Annotated in this window: 16 protein-coding genes and 3 tRNA genes; 13 read left to right on the forward strand and 6 right to left on the reverse strand. The window is 72.2% G+C overall.

What is annotated here, in order from left to right:
* Positions 1-102 precede the first annotated feature (102 nt).
* Complete coding sequence (locus ACZ6S0_RS00945) at positions 103-1416, reverse strand: MFS transporter (RefSeq protein WP_465912539.1); 1314 nt, start codon at positions 1414-1416, stop codon at positions 103-105.
* Positions 1417-1439: 23 nt separating this feature from the next.
* Here ACZ6S0_RS00945 and ACZ6S0_RS00950 point away from each other — a divergent pair, with 23 nt between their 5' ends.
* The 3 genes from ACZ6S0_RS00950 to mihF all read left to right on the forward strand — a co-directional run bounded on the left by ACZ6S0_RS00950 (position 1440) and on the right by mihF (position 3612).
* The gene (locus ACZ6S0_RS00950) at positions 1440-2690 is read left to right on the forward strand and encodes an ROK family protein (protein WP_465912540.1); all 1251 of its coding nucleotides are present in this window, start codon (positions 1440-1442) and stop codon (positions 2688-2690) included.
* A 109-nt stretch (positions 2691-2799) separates the two neighbouring features.
* Positions 2800-3204, forward strand: a complete 405-nt coding sequence (locus ACZ6S0_RS00955; protein WP_465912541.1) for a GlcG/HbpS family heme-binding protein — start codon at positions 2800-2802, stop codon at positions 3202-3204.
* A 102-nt stretch (positions 3205-3306) separates the two neighbouring features.
* Positions 3307-3612, forward strand: coding sequence for an integration host factor, actinobacterial type (gene mihF / locus ACZ6S0_RS00960; RefSeq protein WP_344892658.1), 306 nt, complete (start codon positions 3307-3309; stop codon positions 3610-3612).
* A 141-nt stretch (positions 3613-3753) separates the two neighbouring features.
* Here mihF and ACZ6S0_RS00965 read toward each other — a convergent pair whose 3' ends face one another.
* Positions 3754-4401, reverse strand: a complete 648-nt coding sequence (locus ACZ6S0_RS00965) for a response regulator transcription factor (protein WP_344892655.1) — start codon at positions 4399-4401, stop codon at positions 3754-3756.
* On the reverse strand, positions 4392-5639 hold the full coding sequence (locus ACZ6S0_RS00970; protein ID WP_465912542.1) for a sensor histidine kinase: 1248 nt from the start codon (positions 5637-5639) through the stop codon (positions 4392-4394). The genes ACZ6S0_RS00965 and ACZ6S0_RS00970 overlap by 10 nt, the downstream gene beginning before the upstream one ends.
* Before the next feature lie 242 nt (positions 5640-5881).
* Here ACZ6S0_RS00970 and ACZ6S0_RS00975 point away from each other — a divergent pair, with 242 nt between their 5' ends.
* From ACZ6S0_RS00975 to ACZ6S0_RS00990, 4 genes are all read left to right on the forward strand, one after another.
* Positions 5882-7156 (forward strand): acyltransferase family protein, encoded by a 1275-nt coding sequence (locus ACZ6S0_RS00975; RefSeq protein WP_465912543.1) that lies wholly within the window; start codon positions 5882-5884, stop codon positions 7154-7156.
* A 133-nt stretch (positions 7157-7289) separates the two neighbouring features.
* Positions 7290-9776 (forward strand): beta-L-arabinofuranosidase domain-containing protein, encoded by a 2487-nt coding sequence (locus ACZ6S0_RS00980; RefSeq protein WP_465912544.1) that lies wholly within the window; start codon positions 7290-7292, stop codon positions 9774-9776.
* Positions 9777-9822: 46 nt separating this feature from the next.
* Positions 9823-10320, forward strand: a complete 498-nt coding sequence (locus ACZ6S0_RS00985) for a GNAT family N-acetyltransferase (RefSeq protein WP_465912545.1) — start codon at positions 9823-9825, stop codon at positions 10318-10320.
* A 117-nt stretch (positions 10321-10437) separates the two neighbouring features.
* Positions 10438-12945, forward strand: coding sequence for a DEAD/DEAH box helicase (locus ACZ6S0_RS00990; RefSeq protein WP_465913360.1), 2508 nt, complete (start codon positions 10438-10440; stop codon positions 12943-12945).
* Between the two features lie 142 nt (positions 12946-13087).
* Here the strand turns inward: ACZ6S0_RS00990 and ACZ6S0_RS00995 are convergent, their stop codons facing one another.
* Positions 13088-13651 carry a hypothetical protein gene (locus tag ACZ6S0_RS00995; RefSeq protein WP_465912546.1) on the reverse strand — a complete coding sequence of 188 codons (564 nt, stop codon included), beginning with the start codon at positions 13649-13651 and terminating at the stop codon, positions 13088-13090.
* Positions 13652-13659: 8 nt separating this feature from the next.
* Here ACZ6S0_RS00995 and ACZ6S0_RS01000 point away from each other — a divergent pair, with 8 nt between their 5' ends.
* Positions 13660-14163, forward strand: a complete 504-nt coding sequence (locus ACZ6S0_RS01000; RefSeq protein WP_465912547.1) for a DUF2087 domain-containing protein — start codon at positions 13660-13662, stop codon at positions 14161-14163.
* On the opposite strand, the gene ACZ6S0_RS01005 is transcribed toward ACZ6S0_RS01000, so the two are convergent.
* On the reverse strand, positions 14160-15029 hold the full coding sequence (locus ACZ6S0_RS01005; protein ID WP_465912548.1) for a helix-turn-helix domain-containing protein: 870 nt from the start codon (positions 15027-15029) through the stop codon (positions 14160-14162). The two genes, ACZ6S0_RS01000 and ACZ6S0_RS01005, sit on opposite strands and share 4 nt — an antisense overlap.
* Before the next feature lie 41 nt (positions 15030-15070).
* Here ACZ6S0_RS01005 and ACZ6S0_RS01010 point away from each other — a divergent pair, with 41 nt between their 5' ends.
* Positions 15071-15850 carry a phytanoyl-CoA dioxygenase family protein gene (locus ACZ6S0_RS01010; protein WP_465912549.1) on the forward strand — a complete coding sequence of 260 codons (780 nt, stop codon included), beginning with the start codon at positions 15071-15073 and terminating at the stop codon, positions 15848-15850.
* A gap of 91 nt (positions 15851-15941) precedes the next feature.
* Here the strand turns inward: ACZ6S0_RS01010 and dusB are convergent, their stop codons facing one another.
* Positions 15942-17054, reverse strand: a complete 1113-nt coding sequence (dusB, locus tag ACZ6S0_RS01015; RefSeq protein WP_465912550.1) for a tRNA dihydrouridine synthase DusB — start codon at positions 17052-17054, stop codon at positions 15942-15944.
* Between the two features lie 84 nt (positions 17055-17138).
* On the opposite strand from dusB, the gene ACZ6S0_RS01020 reads away from it, so the two are divergent.
* From ACZ6S0_RS01020 to ACZ6S0_RS01035, 4 genes are all read left to right on the forward strand, one after another.
* Positions 17139-17783, forward strand: a complete 645-nt coding sequence (locus ACZ6S0_RS01020) for an ACT domain-containing protein (protein WP_465912551.1) — start codon at positions 17139-17141, stop codon at positions 17781-17783.
* Between the two features lie 58 nt (positions 17784-17841).
* A tRNA-Gly gene (locus tag ACZ6S0_RS01025) sits at positions 17842-17913 on the forward strand.
* Between the two features lie 19 nt (positions 17914-17932).
* Positions 17933-18006 (forward strand) — tRNA-Cys (locus ACZ6S0_RS01030).
* Position 18007: 1 nt separating this feature from the next.
* Positions 18008-18082: transfer RNA gene (locus ACZ6S0_RS01035), tRNA-Val, on the forward strand.
* The last annotated feature ends 59 nt before the right edge of the window (positions 18083-18141 follow it).

Genomic DNA, 18141 nt, shown 5'->3' on the forward strand with positions numbered 1-18141 from the left:
TCGCATAACACCAGGTCAGAGGCGCTCTCCGCAACCCCCAGCCCAAAACCGTGACGATGCGGCGCCGAGGCCCGGCGGGCGCGTTCGCCGGGCCTGACGGCGTCAGTCGCGGGCGGGCGCGGGCTCGCCGCCCGCCTCCCGCGCGGGGTCCACGGCTGCGACCGCCCCTGGGACCGCCCCTGGAACCGCGCCCGGGATCGCGCCTGGGACCGCCGCAGGAACGGGAGCCGAGTGCCGCAGCAGGGCGCGGATGGCCGGGGCGCCGGTGAGGGGCACGACGACGGCCAGCACGGCCGGGATGACCAGGGCCACCGGCAGCGACGCCGACTCGGCCACGTATCCCAGCACGGCGGGCCCGATCAGCAGCCCGGAGTAGCCGAACGCGGTCACCATGGCCAGCGCCCTGCCCACCCGGCCACCGGCCGCCCCGACCGCGCTGAAGAGCACCGGCACCACCGTGGCCAGGCCGATCCCGGCCAGCGCCCAGCCCGTCCACGCGCACGCCACGCGCAGCGGCTCCGAGACCGCCGGCGACAGGAGCACCAGGGCGTAACCGCAGGTGGCGAAGAGGCCGGCGAGCTGGATCGTCCGCGCGGAGCCCAGCCGCGCCCTGATCGGGTCGCCCAGCAGCCGCACGGTCGTCATGGCCACCGAGAAGATCGTGTACGCCAGCGGCGCCATGGCCGGATCGGTCAGCAGCACCCACCGGGCGTGCAGCGCGGCCCAGTCGATGGCCGCCCCCTCGCTCAGGTGCCCGGCGAACGCGGCCAGCCCGAGCAACGCGATCAGCCCCCAGCGCAGGGAGTCGCCCGAGCCGGACGCGGCCTCGGCGGAGCTTTCGTGCACGGGCGTGCCGGGCAGCAGCAGCCGCGCCGCGGGCAGGTACAGGAACGGCACCACGACGGCCGCCACGATCAGCAGCCACTGCGCGTCCAGCCCGGCCTGGAGCGCCAGCGAGGTGACGCCGCCCCCGGTCGCCCCGCCCAGGCTCCACGTGCCGTGAAAGGCCGAGATGATGGGCCGCCCGTAGCGCCGCTCGACCTCGACGGAGTGGGCGTTGATGGCGACCTCGGTCACCCCCAGCCCGATCCCGAAGAGCACCGCCAGCACCGCCAGCGCCCCGTACGAGGGGGCGAGCGCCGGCCCGAGCAGCACCAGGCCGGAGAACGGCCCGGCGAACCAGCAGACCCGCCGGCTGGTGAACCGGTCCACCAGCGGCCCGGCCGCCAGCATCGACACCAGCGCGCCGCCGGAGATCAGCAGCAGGACGCTGCCCAGCCTGCCGGGGCCGAGGTCGAGCCGGTCGTTCAGCGACGGCAGCCCGGCGGCCCACAGTCCCATGACGAACCCGGCCAGGAAGAAGAAGGAGAAAACTCCGACACGAGCACGTCTGGCATCGATGAGGCTTTTGTTCACGGCTAGAGCATAAACTGTGACCCGTGAACGGTGCTACGACGAGTGGCGAGCTTCGCGCGCACAACCGGGTCAGGCTGCTGCGCGCCGTACACGACTGCGGGGCGACCCGTACCAGGTCGCAGCTCACCCGAGACCTGCGGCTGGCACGGGGGACGGCCTCGGTGCTGGTCGCCGGGCTGGCCGAGGACGAGCTGCTGCACGAGGAGCCCGCCGCCGAGCACACGCGCGGGCGGCCGACGCTGGTGCCTGGGCCGCATCCCGGCGGGCCCGTCGCGCTGGCCGCCGACGTCAGGGAGGACGCCTGGGAGCTGGCGGCGTGCGAGCTGGGCGGCCGGGTCACGGTCCTCGCGGTGCGCCCGCACGACGGGACGCCGCAGGACGCGCTCGGGCCGCTGGGCGAGGCCGTCGCCGCGCACCGCCGCCGCCTCGGGCACCGGGCGATCGGCATCGGGGTCGCCCTGGCCGGCCCGGTACGCCACCACGGCCTGGTGGACATCGCCCACCTGAACTGGCGCTCGGTCGACGTCCCCGCCCTCCTGGGCCTCCCCTCGCCGTCCCCGGGCGAGGGCCCCGGCGTGCCCGTCATCGGCAACGACACCGCGTTCGCGGCACTGGCCGAGGCGCGGCGCGGCCGGCTCCAGGGGGTGCGCGTCGGCCTGCACCTGCACGTGGACTTCGACCCCGGCGGCGTGCTGGTGGTCGACGGCCATCCCGTCGCGGGCGCGAGCGGCATCGGCGCCGAGCTGGGCCACATGCCGCTCGGCGGGGGCGACCGTCCCTGCCTGTGCGGCGCGAGGGGCTGCTGGGCCATGGACGTCGGCGCCAACGCCCTGCTGCGCCACGTCGGCCTCGCCTACGGCGGCGGCAGGGGGCGCGAGCAGGCCGAGCGCGTGCTGGCGACGAGCCAGGAGGCGGTCAGGGCCAACACCGAGGCGCTGGGGCGCGGCATCGCCGCCCTCGTCAACGCGCACGACCCCGAGGTGGTCACGCTGTCCGGGCACGGCGTGGAGCTGCGCGAGCGGGCCGGAGCGGCCCTCCTCGCGGCCTGCGAGCCGCTCCTCATGACGATCCGGCGCGACCGGCCGCCCAGGATCGAGGGTTCGGCGCTCGGCTGGCGCGGCTCGCTCCTGGGCGCCATGGAGTCGGTCTTCGACGCTTTCCTCACGACCGGCGGTCTTGAACTCTGGCGCAAAGACCACCCTGACCAGCGTCGCGACACGCCCGACCGGCAAAGTGTGACGCATTCCACCCTGGGCGGGGAAAGGCCGCTATAAGCCCTCCGCTTCGAAGTCGCATCGGCGATCTTGCCGCGCCCGGCGCGAGCCCTGTACGCATGGAAGGGTCCAAGGCGCGTGAACCATCATGATCCGAGGGAAGGGCCGCGTGAATCTCGAACTCGCGCTCCGCATGACGGAGGCGGCCATGAAGCAGGCGTTCCGCGAGGGCGCGTCGATCTCCGTCGCGGTCGTCGACGAGGGTGGAAATTTGGTGTCTTTCCAGCGTATGGAGGGTGCGGAGGTCTCGGGGCCGACGCTCGCGCGGGGTAAGGCGTACACGTCCGTGGCCCTGCGCAGGCCCACCTCCGAGCTGCCCGCGCTGACCGGTCCCGGTGGGGAGCTGGCGGGCCTGGCGGGGTCCGGTTTCGTATGTTTCGGTGGTGGAATTCCGCTCTGGTCGGGTTACGGCGGAGCAGCGTACGTGGCGGGCGGCATCGGCGTCAGCGGGGGCACGGTGACACAGGACGTGGCCTGCGCGGAAGCGGCCGCCTCGGTGTGGGCCAGCCGCTGAGCGGGCGCTTTCCGCAACACGAACCCCTGGTATCCGCCATGATTAGCCAGCACCACGGGTCACACGACCCGAACGTAAGAACTCCCCGAGGAGAGAACTGAGATGGCACTTCCCACTCTCACCCCCGAGCAGCGTCAAGCCGCTCTGGCCAAGGCCGCCGAGGCCCGTGCCGCGCGCACGGCTCTGCTGTCCAAGGTCAAGGCGGGCGAGCTGACGTTCGCTCAACTGCTGGAGCGCGACGACGACATCGCGAAGAAGATCAAGGTCTCCCAGGCGCTGCGCGCCGTCAAGGGCGTGGGCCCGGCCAAGGCCACCGCGCTGATGGAGGAGGCGGGCGTCGACGAGAAGCGCCGTCTCGGCGGCCTGGGCGCCCAGCAGCGCAAGAAGCTGGTCGACGCGCTCGGCTGACCTCCGAGCCGCCAGGTCCGCGCGCGCGACGTCGCGCGGACCGGCCGGCCACCCCCTCACCGGCCGGGAGTGACCGCCGAGCGGAGCCGCCCCGCTCGACGGCGGGCCGCGCCGAGGGACGGGTGACGACGGGAAGGGCGGTCAGGAACGCAGGTAGGTCAGCACGGCGAGCACCCGGCGATGCTGGTCGCTGTCCTCCGCGTAGAGGCCGAGCTTGTTGAAGATGCTCCTGATGTGCTTCTCCACGGCGCCGTCACTGATCACGAGCTGGCGCCCGATGGCCGGGTTGGACTTCCCCTCGGCCATCAGCCCGAGCACCTCCCGCTCGCGGGGCGTGAGTTGCGCCAGCGGGTCGTCCTTACGCCTGCGGACCATCAACTGGGACACCACCTGCGGATCGAACACCGTGCCGCCCGCGGCCACGCGCCGCAGGCCCTCCAGAAACTCGTCCACGTCGACGACCCGGTCCTTCAGCAGGTAACCCACCGCGCCACGGGCGTCGGCGAGCAGGTCGTCGGCGTAGGAGACCTCGACGTACTGCGAGAGGATCAGCACGGGCGCGCCGGGCACGCGCCGCCGCGCCGCCACCGCCGCCCTCAGCCCCTCGTCGGTGAACGACGGCGGCATGCGCACGTCGACGACCGACACGTCGGGCCGGTGCTCGGCGATCGCCTCGACGAGGGCGTCGCCGTCGCCGACGGTCGCCACCACCTCGCAGCCGAACTCCTCGAGCAATCTGACCAGGCCCTCCCTGATCAGCACCGCGTCATCGGCCACGACTACCCGCACGGCACCTCCGCCACGATCACTGTGGGCCCGCCGACGGGCGACTGCACGGTCAGCTCCCCGTCGACGGCGCGGAGCCGATCGGCCAGCCCGGCCAGCCCATGTCCCTTGGCGACGTGCGCGCCGCCGACCCCATCATCCCCGATCGTGAGCATGAGGACGTCACCGAGGCGGACGAGCTGGACCGTGCAGACGGTGGCGCGGCTGTGCTTGGCCACGTTGGTGAGGGTCTCGGCGCAGACGAAGTAGATCGCGTTCTCCACGGCCGCCTGGTAGCGCTCGACGGTCTGCACGTCCAGGTCGACGGGTATGGTGCAGCGCCCGGCCAGCGCGGCCAGGGCGGGCGCGAGGCCGCGGTCGGACAGGATGGGCGGGGCGATGCCGCGCGAGAGCGCGCGCAGCTCGTCGAGCGTCTCGCGGGTGGCGGTGATGGCCGACTTGATGGTGGCCTCGGCCGCGTCGGGGTCCTTGGTCATCTGCCGCTGCGCCCTCGACAGCTCCATGGCCAGCGAGACCAGCCGCTGCTGGGGACCGTCGTGGATGTCGCGCTCCAGCTTGCGCAGCGCGTTGGCCTCGGCGGAGACGGCGGCGGCGCGGCCCTCCGCCAGGTCCTCGATCCGCTCCTGCAGCTCGGCCACGCCGGTCAGCAGCGCCCGGCCCAGCCCGGCCCGTACGAGCGCGGCCCCGCGTACGGCGAACGGCATGATCAGCAGGAAGACCAGGCCGAGCCCGACGTAGAAGAGCGCGTTGCCCCAGAAATTGGTGTCGAAGCCGAGCAGCTCGGGCAGCTCCTGGTTGCCCGGGATGCGCGAGGTGAAGAAGCCGTAGATCGGCCAGGTCAGGCCGGCCAGGGGGATCGCCCAGAACACGACGGTGAGCACGAAGCCGATGATCGCGAACGGCAGGTTCAGGATGCCGTGCAGCAGGTCGAGCCAGGACTGCCCGCTCGTCATCGGGTTGACGATCCGGCGGAAGCGGCCCGCGCCGGGCGGCACCGGCTTGTAGCGGGGCCGTACGGGGGGCCGTCGCAGCACGTCGGACAGCCAGCCGCGCTCCGCGTCGGCGAAGCCGCGCGCGATGAGCAGCGTGCCCGCCAGCAGCGGCACCCCGATCCACAGAACCGCGGTGCCCAGACCGGCGACGAAGCCCACGAGCATGAGCGCGAAGCCGATGAGGGTGGTCGGGAAGCCGACCAGCGTGTAGCGGGTGTCGAGAAGGACACGCCTCGTCAGGGAGCGCATGGGCTCAACGGTATGACGTCGCCGCGCCCGGTACGAGCAGGTGTTCCGGTGTGCGGGGGTAGGGCTGGCCCTACCGGAGCCGGTGGTGGGTTCTTGACCACAGGACGGCGGCTCGCGGCAATGTGCGAACGGGCTCCGGGCGGAAGCCTTGTACGCATCAGCTCTTCCCCACGAATGCCCGCGAATCCCCACGACTCCCCGCGACTCCCCGCGAGGCTCCTTCCCGCGAATCGAGGCCCGCCATGACCGCCCTGCTGGACCGTCCCGTCCCCGCAGCCGCCGTTCCGCGCAGGACGGCGGGCGCGCGCCCGGCGGTCCGTGACCCGTTCATCGACCTGCTGCGCGTGCTCGGCATGGCGCTCATCGTCTTCCAGCACTGGACGATCCCGGTCCTCGACTACGACGGCGGCCGGCTGACCACGGGCAACGCGCTGTCCACGCCGGGCGTGTGGGTGGTGACGTGGCTCAGCCAGGTGATGCCGCTGGTGTTCTTCGCGGGCGGCGCGGCCAACGCGATCAGCTTCGGCCGCTCGGCCAAGGGCGCGCCCGCCTGGCTGGCGGTGCGGCTGCGCCGGCTGGCCTGGCCGCTGCTGCCGCTGGCGGCGGTGTGGATCCCGCTGCCGCACGTCCTGCTGTCGCTGGGGGTGCCGCAGCAGCCGCTGGCGGTGGGCGCGAAGCTGACCGGGCAGCTCCTGTGGTTCCTGGCCGTGTACCTGATCGCCGTCCTGGCCACCCCGTACGCCCTGCGCCTGCACGCCCGGTACGGCGTACGCGTCCCGATGGCGCTGGCGGCCGGGGCGGTGCTGACGGACGTGGCCCGCTTCTCGACCGGGTTCGAGGCCGTGGGCTATCTGAACGTGGTGTTCGTCTGGATGGCCGTCCACCAGCTCGGCTTCTTCTACGCCGAGGGACGGCTGCGGCGGCCGTGGCTGCTCGCGGCCGGCGGGTTCGGGGCGGCGGCGCTGCTGGTGGCGCTGGGGCCGTACCCGGGCAGCATGATCGGCCTGCCCGGCGCCGAGGTGTCCAACATGGCCCCGCCCACGCTGGCCATGCTCGCCGTCGGCCTCGGGCAGGTCGGGCTGGCCGGGTGGCTGCGCCCGGCGCTGGTGCGGCTGCCGGTGACCCGCCTGCTGGACTGGGCCGGGCCGCGGATCATGACGATGTACCTGTGGCACATGCCGGCGCTGTTCGCGGTGACCGGGGTGGTGGTGGTCCTGCTGGGCGTGGACACGCCGCGGCCGGGCAGCGTCCTGTGGTTCGCCGGGTGGCCGATCTGGTTCGGGCTGCTGTGCCTGGTCCTGTGGCCGCTGCTGAAGGCGTTCGCCAGGTTCGAGACGCCGCCGGCGCTGCCGTACGGGCCGGCGGACTGGCGCGGCATGCTCGTCGCGGCCGGGCTGGTGGGCGGTGGCGTGCTGACGCTGACGGTCGGCGGCTTCGTGCCCGGCGCCGGGCCGTTCCTGGCGGTGCTGGCGCTGCTCGGCGGGCTGCTGATGACGGCTCCGCGAGCGCACACCTGACGATCGATTACGAACATAGTCGGTCACTCTCTCCCGGCACATTCTGACTGAATCAGATCGATTCAGTCTTGACTAGATCGTTTCTGTGAGATTTCCTGCCGTCGAGCGATACAGCGAGGCGCGGGAGGTTCACATGGAACACGAGGCATCGATCGGGCGGCGCAGGTTCCTCGTCGCGGGCGGGGTCACGGCGGCGGCGATGGCGGCCGGCGGGCCCGCCCAGGCGGAGGCGGCCGGCGACGGCACCAGGGTGCGGTTCGTCGAACGGCCCGCGGCGGCCACCGCCGGCGGCCTCTACACGCCCAACCGCGCGCCCCTCTCCCCCACCCCGTTCCTCAAGCTCCCGCCCGGCGCCGTGCGGCCCCGCGGCTGGCTGGCGCACCAGCTCCGGTTACAGCTCGACGGCCTGTGCGGACGCTACGACCAGATCTCCGGCTTCCTGGCCTACGACACCTGCGGCTGGGTGCGCCCGGACCAGAACGCCTGGGAGGAGCTGCCGTACTGGCTGCGCGGTTACGGCGACCTCGCGTACGTGACCGGCGACACCGCCGCCCTGGCCAAGACCGAGCGCTGGCTGACCGGCATCGTCGCCACCCAGCAGCCCGACGGCTGGTTCGGCCCGGCGCGGCTGCGCACCTCGCTGGAGGGCGGCCCCGACTTCTGGCCGGGCATGCCGCTGCTGTCGGCCTTCCGCTCCTGGCACGAGTACGCGGGCGACGACCGCGTGCTGTCCTTCATGACGGAGTACTTCCGGCTCCAGGCCGCGCAGCCCGCGGAGGTGTTCAACCGGAGCTGGGGCGCCTTCCGCTGGGGCGACAACATCGACAGCGTCTACTGGCTCTACAACCGCACCGGCGAGGGCTGGCTGCTCGACCTGGTGCGCAAGATGCACTCCGGCTCGGCCGACTACGTCAACGGCCTGCCGACGCGGCACAACGTCAACATCGCACAGGGCTTCCGCGAGCCGCTCCAGTACGGCCTGCTCGACGGCGACCCCGCCCTCGCGCGGGCCACGTACCGAAACTACGACACCGTCATGGGACAGTTCGGGCAGTTCCCGGGAGGCGGGTTCGCGGGCGACGAGAACACCAGGGACGGCTTCGACGACCCCCGCCAGGGCTTCGAGACCTGCGGGATCGTGGAGTTCATGCACAGCTTCGAGATGCTGACCCGCTTCACCGGCGACCCGGTGTGGGCCGACCGGTGCGAGGAGCTGGCGATCAACTCGATGCCGGCCGCGTTCGACCCCGAACAGAAGTCGGTCCACTACATCACCAGCGCCAACAGCGTCAGGCTCGACCGGACGGCCAAGCTCTTCGGGCAGTTCCAGAACGGGTTCGGCATGGAGGCGTACCTGCCGGGCGTGCACAACTACCGCTGCTGCCCGCACAACTACGGCATGGGCTGGCCGTACTACGCCGAGGAGCTGTGGCTCGCCACCCACGACCGCGGGCTGGCCGCGTCGATGTACGCCGACTCCACGGTCACCGCGCGCGTCGCCGGCGGCCGGGAGGTGACCGTCGACCAGCGTACGGACTACCCGTTCGAGGAGACGGTCCGGCTGACGGTCGCCACCGCCGAGCCCGTCGCCTTCCCCCTCTACCTGCGGATCCCGGGCTGGTGCCGGAGCCCGGGGCTGCGGGTGGCCGGGCGCTCCCATCCGGTCTCCTGGCGCGGCCCCGGCTACGTGGTGGTGGAGCGCACCTGGCGCGACGGCGACCGGGTGGAGCTGACGCTGCCGATGCGCACGTCCGTACGGACCTGGGCGCGCAACCACGACTCGGTCTCCGTGGACCACGGACCGCTGACGTTCTCCCTGGCCATCGGCGAGAGCTGGCGGCGCACCGGCGGCACCCCCGACTGGCCCGAGTACGAGGTCTTCCCCGAGACCCCCTGGAACTACGCCCTCGACCGCCCGCAGCCCGGCCACCTGCGCCTGGAGCGGCGGCGCGGCCCGCTGCCCGCCAACCCCTTCACGCCTCAGACCGCCCCGCTGGAGCTGCGCGCCAGGGCCAGGAAGATCGACAACTGGCAGGCCGACCCACAGGGCGTGGTCCGCGAGCTGCAGGACAGCCCGGCCCGCACGGACGGCCCCGCCGAGGAAGTGCGGCTCATCCCCATGGGCGCCGCGCGGCTGCGCATCACCTCGTTCCCGGTCGCCGGCCGCGGCCAGGACGCCCACGAGTGGACGCTGCCCGCGTTCGAGGCGTCCGCCTCGCACGCCGAGGGCTCCATGCTCGCCCTGTACGACGGCAGGTGGCCCAGCAGCTCGGCCGACCACGACATCCCCCGCTTCACCTGGTGGGACCACCTGGGCACCGAGGAGTGGGTGCAGTACGCGTACCGCGAGCCCAGGCGCGTCGAGGGCTGCGCGGTCTACTGGTTCGACGACACCGGCATCGGCCGCTGCCGGGTGCCCGCCTCCTGGGAGCTGCACTGGCTCGACGGCGACCAGTGGCGGCCGGTCGGCTCGCCCTCCGGCTACGGCGTGGCCCCCGACACGGTCAACCGCGTCACCTTCGACCCCGTCACCACCCGCGGCCTCAGGATCGTCGCGAGGCTGCGCGACGGCTTCTCCGCCGGAATCCTGGAGTGGGAGGTGCCTGCCGCGACGCCGTGAGGAGCCGGAAACACGCACGTCATCCGCCGTTGGGGAAAATGACCTCATGACGCGTGTCCGTGCCCTCGCCGAAACCGACCTGCCCGCCGTCGCCGACGTCTACGCCCACTACGTGACCACCAGCGTGGCCACGTTCGACGAGACGCCGCCGGCGCTGGGCGAGTGGCGGGCCAAGGCGGAGGGCATCACGGGGGCCGGGCTGCCGTTCCTGGTGGCCGAGGCCGACGGCGAGGTGGCCGGATACGCCTACCTCTCCCCCTACCGCCCCAAAGCCGCCTACCGCCACACCCTGGAGGACAGCATCTACCTGGCCCCCGGCCACACCGGCCGGGGGCTGGGCCGGCTGCTGCTCGGCGAACTGGTCGCCAGAGCGCGCGAGACCCCCGCCCGCCAGCTCGTCGCGGTGATCGCCGACTCGGGCGACCCGGCCTCGGCCCGGCTGCACGCGGCGTACGGGTTCGAGGAGGCGGGGCGGCTGAGGGCGGTCGGGTTCAAGCACGGCCGCTGGATCGACACCCTCCTGCTCCAGCTCGATCTCCGCTGATGGCCCGCTCCCCGCCCCCGGGGACGGCCGCCTTTCGCCACGGATGCGCGTGGAAATCGGGGCCTGGCGCGCCGAGTTCGTCCCGCCCGGTTCGACCATGCGGCAATCTTCGGCAGGATAGATGTCGTGAGCCTTCTCGTTGACCGCCTGCCCGAAGAGATCGACGCCGATCCCGACGCCATCTTCGACGCGTTCGTCGCCTGGAACGCCGATCGGGGGCTCACGCTCTATCCCGCCCAGGAGGAGGCCCTCATCGAGGTGGTCTCCGGCAACAACCTGATCCTGGCCACGCCGACCGGGTCGGGCAAGTCGCTGGTGGCCGCGGGCGCCCACTTCACCGCGCTGACGCGCGACCTGCGCACGTTCTACACCGCGCCGATCAAGGCGCTGGTGTCGGAGAAGTTCTTCGACCTGTGCGCCGTCTTCGGCACCGAGAACGTCGGCATGATGACCGGCGACGCCAGCGTCAACCCGGGCGCGCCGATCATCTGCTGCACGGCCGAGATCCTGGCCAACGTGGCGCTGCGCGACGGCGCGGCGGCCGACATCGGCCAGGTCGTCATGGACGAGTTCCACTTCTACGCCGAGCCCGACCGCGGCTGGGCCTGGCAGGTGCCGCTGCTCGAGCTGCCCGACGTGCAGTTCATCCTGATGTCGGCCACGCTCGGCGACGTGTCGATGTTCGAGCGCGACCTGACCAGGCGCACCGGGCGGCAGACCGCCGTGGTCAAGCACGCCGAGCGGCCGGTGCCGCTGATCTACTCCTACCGGATGACGCCGCTGCACGAGACGCTGGAGGAGATGCTCTCCACCGGCCAGGCCCCGGTCTACGTCGTGCACTTCACGCAGGCCGCGGCGATGGAGCGGGCCCAGTCGCTGATGTCGATCAACATGGCGACCAAGGCCGAGAAGGAGGCCATCGCCGCCATGATCGGCGGCTTCCGCTTCACCACCCGGTTCGGCCGGGCGCTGTCGCGGCTGGTCCGCCACGGCATCGGCGTGCACCACGCCGGCATGCTGCCGAAATACCGGCGCCTGGTCGAACGGCTGGCCCAGGCCGGGCTGCTGAAGGTCATCTGCGGCACCGACACGCTGGGCGTCGGCGTCAACGTGCCGATCCGCACGGTGCTGTTCACCGCCCTGTCCAAGTACGACGGCAACAAGGTGCGCCGGCTGCGGGCCCGCGAGTTCCACCAGATCGCCGGCCGGGCGGGCCGCGCGGGCTTCGACACCATCGGCTACGTCGCCTGCCAGGCCCCCGAGCACGACATCGAGAACGCCAAGGCGCTGGCCAAGATCGGCGACGACCCCAAGCGGCGGCGCGGCTACGCCCGCAAGAAGCCGCCGGAGGGGTTCGTGGGCTGGAGCGAGGACACGTTCCAGAAGCTCCAGGAGGCCGAGCCCGAGCCGCTCAACTCGCGCTTCAAGGTCAGCAACGCCATGCTGCTCGCGGTGATCAACCGGCCGGGCGACTGCTTCCAGGCGATGAAGCACCTGCTGACCGACAACCACGAAGACCGCAAGTGGCAGCGGCGGCACATCAGCCAGGCCATCGCGATCTACCGCTCGCTGCTGGCCGGGGGCATCGTGGAGCAGTTCGCCGAGCCCGACGAGCAGGGCCGGCGGGCCCGGCTGACGATCGACCTCCAGGAGGACTTCGCGCTCAACCAGGCGCTGTCGACGTTCGCGCTGGCCGCCTTCGACCTGCTCGACCGCGAGTCGCCGGCCTACGCCCTCGACCTGGTCTCGATCGTCGAGTCCATCCTCGACGACCCGCGCCAGATCCTGTCCGCCCAGCTCAAGAAGGCCAAGGGCGAGGCCGTGGCGCAGATGAAGGCCGACGGCGTCGAGTACGAAGAGCGCATGGAGCAGCTCGCCGAGGTGATGTACCCGATGCCGCTCGACGACCTGCTGCTCGGCGCCTACGAGACCTACCGGCGGGGCCACCCGTGGGTGGGCGACTACACGGTGAGCCCCAAGTCCGTGGTGCGCGACATGTTCGAGCGGGCCATGACCTTCGGCGAGTACATCCAGTTCTACGAGCTGGCCCGGTCGGAGGGAACGGTGCTGCGCTACCTGGCCGACGCCTACCGCACGTTGTCGCGTACGGTGCCCGAGCACCTCAAGACCGACGACCTGGTCGACCTCATCGAGTGGCTGGGCGAGCTGGTCCGCCAGGTCGACTCCTCGCTGATCGACGAGTGGGAGAAGCTCACCAACCCGGCGGCGGCGCTCGAGGAACAGCAGCAGCTCGAGGCCAAGGTGCGGCCGGTCACGGCCAACCCGCGGGCCTTCCGCGTGCTGGTGCGCAACGCCATGTTCCGGCTGGTCGAGCTGTGCGCGCTGGAGAAGGAGGAGGAGCTGGAGGAGCTGGCTCCCGACGTCGACTGGGGCGCGGCGCTCGACGCGTACTACGAGGAGCACGAGGAGATCTTCACCGACGCCGACGCCCGCGGGCCCGCGCTGCTGCGCATCGAGGAGGAGAGCGGGCTCTGGAAGGTGCGCCAGACGGTCAAGGATCCGGCCGGTGACGGCGACTGGGGCATCGACGCGCAGGTCGACCTGGCCGCCTCCGACGAGGAGGGCCGCGCGGTCCTGCACGTGCAGGGGCTCAACCGGCTCTAGAGCGGGAGCGGGAAGAACGACAAGCCGTGTGCCGGAACGGACTGGCAAGGGCGTCCCGGCACAGGGCTGTCGACCCATTCTGGTCCACGGAACGTCGGGTTCGTGTCATGACAATGTCCCAAGATCGAGACATTCCCCGCCTTCAGCAATCGGCGATGGTGCAGATCTTGCCGAGCATGCGGGTGGCGTCCTTGGTCTGCCGCTGGAAGTCGGCCTTGGCGGGCGGGCCCCATTCGCCGGCCACGGTGTAGAGGATCAGGGCGTTCGCGCGGCGGGTCACGACGGCCCGCTCGCCGCCGACGGCCGGCTTCCCGCCGCGGTACGTCTGCCCGGTGACCGACAGGCCCCGGTCGCCCAGGCCGGCCGCGCGGGCGGAGAAGCGGTAGCCGGAGGTGCCGCACGCGCGTACGGCCGCCTCCAGGTCGCGCAGGGCCCTGCCCGCCGCCGCTGCCGAGGAGTAGAGCACGACCTGCTCCGCCTTGAGGTAGTCGGGCAGCGCGGTGTGGATGATCGTCCTGGCCTGCGTGCGCCCCGCCTGGCCGAGCCTGGCCCGCTGGCACGGGTTGACGACCAGCCGGGCCGTCTTCTTGCCGCTGACCGACCAGCTCGTCTCCGGGTTGTCGTCCTTCTTCGCGGCGGCCTTCTCGTACAGGAGGAAGGTGTCGGGGATGGCGACCGTGGCCGCCAGCATTAATGCCGTTATCATGCGACACCATGGTACGGGTGAACGACGAAGAGATCCGGCGCGTCCTCGGCCTCCTCTACCAGGAAGACACGCTGACCGCCTTTGCCTCCCTCGTGCTCGGCCACAGCGGCGACCTGTCCCCCAAGGCGCTGCGGAAGCTGGCCGGCGGCGGCCTGGCCGCCTGTGACGAGAGCGGCGCCTGGCGGGCGACGCCCGAGCGCTTCCGCGAGTTGCTGCGGGCACAGGCCGAGCCCGCCGAGCCGCTGAGCCCCGACGAGCGGGTGCTGCGGACGTTCCTGGTCGACGGGCGGCTGACGACCACGGTCATGCGGCGCGACAAGCGGCTGGTCGTGCTGCGTCACATCGCCGCGATCTTCGAGCCCGGCGTCCGCTACCCGGAGAAAGACGTGAACGTGGCCCTGCGGGCGTTCCACGACGACTACGCCGCGCTGCGCCGCTACCTGATCGACGAGGGGCTCCTGTCCAGGGAGGACAACGTCTACTGGCGCAGCGGCGGCCACGTCGAGGTCTAGCGCAGGCGGGCTCGGTAGTCGCGGGGCGGCAGGCCGTACTCCTTCCTGAAGGCCCTGCTGAAGTGGAACGGGCTGACGAAGCCCGAGGCCGCCGCCACGTGACCCACGTCCATGTCGGTGACCTCCAGCAGGCTCGCGGCGTGGCGTACGCGGGCCCGGCGCACGGCCTGCATGGGCGTCTGGCCGGTCTCCCCGGCGAACAGGTGCGCGAACCGGGAGGGTGAGAGCGCCACCGCCCGCGCCAGCGAGGCCACCGAGTGCGGGGCGCTCGGCTCGGCCGCGATGAGCGCCAGCGCGCGGCGTACGCGCTCGTCCCCCTCCTCGCCCGGCTCGGCGGGCCGCGCGGCGGCGGTGGCCAGCACCAGCACCTCCTCCACCGCTCCCATGACCAGCTCCCTGGCAGCCCCGCCGACCACCACGGCCGGGACCCGCGTCTCGGCGGGGACGAGGTTGTCCGGCGTCCAGCGCGCGTCCCGCCGCGCCCGCCGGAAGGCCAGGTCGATGCGCCCGTGCAGGGCCCCGGGAACGCCCGCCACCAGGTGGGCCCGGCCCTCCCGGGCATACGGCGCCAGCCAGGCCGCCCAGGAGGCGCGCGGCTGGAAGTGCACCCACCAGAACCGCCACCGCCCGGCCCCCGGCAGCACCCGGTAGTGCTGCGGCACCCCCGACCCCAGCACGGCCAGGTCCCCCGCCCGCACCTCGAACGACGCCCCGCCCTGCGCCACGAACCCCGCGCCCGCCTCGGTCCACAGCAGCAACCAGCTCGGCGAGCCCCCCGCCCGGCGCGTGGCGTAGCCGGGCAGTTGGTCGTAGTGGCCCACGATCAGTAGCTCCGCAGCAGGAACAGACAGGTCTTCAGCGGTCACAGGCATACCGTCGCACGATCCGGCCGCCTAGCGTGGCAGGCATGAGGCTCAACGACTTCCACGACCAGGGGTACGTGCTGGTGCCCGCCCTGTTCGCCCAGGAGGAGGTGGCCGAGCTGCGCGACGAGTTCATGGCGCTGCACGCCCGGGGCCCGATCCCGGGCCACTTCGCGCCGCGCCCGCAGGAGCCGGGGCAGCCGTACGACGTCCTGCGCGAGTACCCCCGGATCATGCACCCCCACCAGATCGACGACGTGGCCCTGCGCTACCTGCTCGACGGGCGCGTCGCCGCGATCGTCCGCGCGTTGCTGGGCGAGGAGCCGATAGCAGCCCAGAGCATGTTCTATTTCAAGCCGCCCGGTGCCAGGGGCCAGGCTCTGCACCAGGACAACTTCTACCTCCGGGTGGAGCCGGGCACCTGCGTGGCCGCCTGGGTGGCGCTCGACCGCGTGGACCGCGCCAACGGCGGCCTGGAGGTGGTGCCCGGCACGCACCTGATGGACCTGTTCTGCCCGGAGGAGGCCGACCAGGACGTGTCGTTCACCCGCGAGTACGTGCCCCCGCCGCCCGGCCTGGCGAAGGTGCCCGTGAACATGAACCCGGGTGACGTGCTCTTCTTCAACGGCAGCCTGGTGCACGGCTCGGAGCCCAACGGCACCGCCGACCGCTTCCGCCGCAGCTTCATCTGCCACTACGTGGGGCGCTCGGCGGAGCGGATCGCGGAGTACTACCCGACGCTGACGATGTCGGGCGAGCCCGTACGCCTGGAACCGGCCACCGGCGGCGGCCCCTGCGGCACCGAGGCCACCGGCCCTCACTAGCGGCGACCCCAGCAGCACCGAGGCCACCGGCCCTCACCAACCGGCGGCCCATCCGCCGCGGAACGGGCGGTCAGCCGCGGAACGCGGGCGGTCAGCCGCCGGAAATGTCGGACTCCGCGTCGGCGCCCGGGATCGGGCAGTCCCAGGGGTCGTCCAGCCACCCGTCGGGCAGGTGCACCTTGGACCGCTCGCCGGACTTGCCCCTGGGCGTGTCGGTGTTCGGCGGCCAAGGCTGGTCGTGCTCCAGCTTCGCCAGCCCCTCGCGCAGCCCGTCGAGCGACTCGGCCGTGGCCAGCTCGCGCCGCAGGTCGCTCCCGACCGTGAAGCCCTTCAGATACCACCCGACGTGCTTGCGGAAGTCGGCCACGGCGTACCGCTCGACGTCGAAGCACGCGGTCAGCCCCTCGGCGTGCCTGGCCATCACCCCGGCCACCTCGCCGAGGGTCGGCCGGGCCCGCTCCTGGCTGCCGTCGAACGCGTTCTCCAGGTCCTTGAACAGCCACGGCCGCCCCAGGCAGCCCCGCCCGACGACCACGCCGTCGCAGCCGGTCTCCGCGACCATCCTGACGGCGTCGTCGGCACACCAGATGTCGCCGTTGCCCAGCACCGGGATCTCCGGCACGGCCTCCTTCAACCGGGCGATGGCCGCCCAGTCGGCCACGCCGCCGTAGTGCTGCCTGGCGGTGCGCGCGTGCAGCGCGACGGCGGCGATGCCCTCCTCCGCGGCGATCCGGCCCGCGTCGAGGTAGGTGAGGTGGTCGTCGTCGATGCCCTTGCGCATCTTGATCGTCACGGGCAGCGACCCGGCGTTCGCGACCGCCTGCCGCAGGATCCGGCGCAGCAGGTTCCGCTTGTACGGCAGCGCCGACCCGCCGCCGCGCCTGGTCACCTTGGGCACCGGGCAGCCGAAGTTCAGGTCGACGTGGTCGGCGAGGCCCTCGTCGGCGATCATCCGTACGGCGCGGCCCACGACGTCGGGATCCACCCCGTAGAGCTGGATGCTCCTCGGCCGCTCCGACTCCGCGAACCTGATCATCCGCAGCGTCTTCGGATTGCGCTCCACGAGGCCCCGCGTCGTGATCATCTCGCACACGAACAGCCCCGCGCCCTGCTCCCGGCACAACACCCGGAACGGCGCGTTGGTGATGCCCGCCATCGGCGCGAGCACCACCGGCGGCCACACCTCGATCGGCCCAATCTTCACGCCGTCAGTTGTAGCGCAGGTCAGGCCGCAACCGGTATTCCACGGATAATCTGTGATCCGGCATCTTCGGTTGAGGGGGAACGGATGCTTCTTCGCGTACGCGTCGCGCTGCCCGACCGGCCGGGCGCCCTGGCGCAGGTGACCACGGTGCTGGGCGCCTCGGGGGCCGACATCACGCAGGTGACGGTGCTCGAGCGGGGCGGGGGCCGGGCGCTCGACGACATCACCGTCTTCTGCCCCGACACGACGTCCAGACAGACGCTGGTCAAGGGGCTGGAGAGCGTGACGGACGTCACGGTCGAGGGCGTCTGGCCGACCCGTGAGGCGCCGGGCACGTACCCGGAGCTGGAGATTCTCAAATACCTCACCACGGCAGGAGACCGGGCGCTGACCACGCTGGTCGACTCGCTCCCCGTCCTGTTCAGCGCCGACTGGGCCGCCACCACCGCCGAGGGCCGCGTGGTCTACGCGAGCTGGCGCGCCCCGCGCGACCTCGCCGTCCCCGGCGAGACGCCCGCCCGTCCCACGGCGGTGACGCTTGAGGGCGGCCCGCACCTCATCCACGCCCCGCTGCCGCCGCTGGCCCTCTCGCTCCTCCTGGCCCGCTCGGAGGGGCCCGCCTTCCACCGCATCGAGGTCCACCGCCTGACCAGGATCCTCGAAATCTTCCTCAGCCTGCCCGCCACCGAGCACTACGTGGCCCGCCGGCTCCGCGGGGAGGAGCGCTAGCGTCACCTACGAGTAAGCATCCAGCCGGGAAACGCGCTATTGTTGAGCACGCAGCAACGCGGAAGTGGCTCAGTGGTAGAGCATCACCTTGCCAAGGTGAGGGTCGCGGGTTCGAATCCCGTCTTCCGCTCGGAGCAGGGTTTTGACTCGGTGGCGTGGCCGAGAGGCGAGGCAGCGGCCTGCAAAGCCGTCCACACGGGTTCAAATCCCGTCGCCACCTCCAAGGACGATTAGCTCAGCGGGAGAGCGCTTCCCTGACACGGAAGAGGTCACTGGTTCAATCCCAGTATCGTCCACCAGGCTCCATAGCAGACCAGGTCTGACAAGAGTTACAGCCCCAGGCTCACGGCACCTGCCG

It is taken from the genome of Nonomuraea sp. NPDC051298 (genome assembly GCF_055586305.1).

Bases quoted from the DNA above. Each gene is read 5' to 3' on its own strand.
- mihF (WP_344892658.1), top strand. From the start codon at position 3,307: ATGGCACTTCCCACTCTCACCCCCGAGCAGCGTCAAGCCGCTCTGGCC.
- ACZ6S0_RS00970 (WP_465912542.1), bottom strand. From the start codon at position 5,639: ATGCGCTCCCTGACGAGGCGTGTCCTTCTCGACACCCGCTACACGCTG.
- ACZ6S0_RS00975 (WP_465912543.1), top strand. From the start codon at position 5,882: ATGACCGCCCTGCTGGACCGTCCCGTCCCCGCAGCCGCCGTTCCGCGC.
- ACZ6S0_RS00980 (WP_465912544.1), top strand. From the start codon at position 7,290: ATGGAACACGAGGCATCGATCGGGCGGCGCAGGTTCCTCGTCGCGGGC.
- ACZ6S0_RS00985 (WP_465912545.1), top strand. From the start codon at position 9,823: ATGACGCGTGTCCGTGCCCTCGCCGAAACCGACCTGCCCGCCGTCGCC.
- ACZ6S0_RS00995 (WP_465912546.1), bottom strand. From the start codon at position 13,651: ATGATAACGGCATTAATGCTGGCGGCCACGGTCGCCATCCCCGACACC.
- ACZ6S0_RS01000 (WP_465912547.1), top strand. From the start codon at position 13,660: ATGGTACGGGTGAACGACGAAGAGATCCGGCGCGTCCTCGGCCTCCTC.
- ACZ6S0_RS01010 (WP_465912549.1), top strand. From the start codon at position 15,071: ATGAGGCTCAACGACTTCCACGACCAGGGGTACGTGCTGGTGCCCGCC.
- ACZ6S0_RS01020 (WP_465912551.1), top strand. From the start codon at position 17,139: ATGCTTCTTCGCGTACGCGTCGCGCTGCCCGACCGGCCGGGCGCCCTG.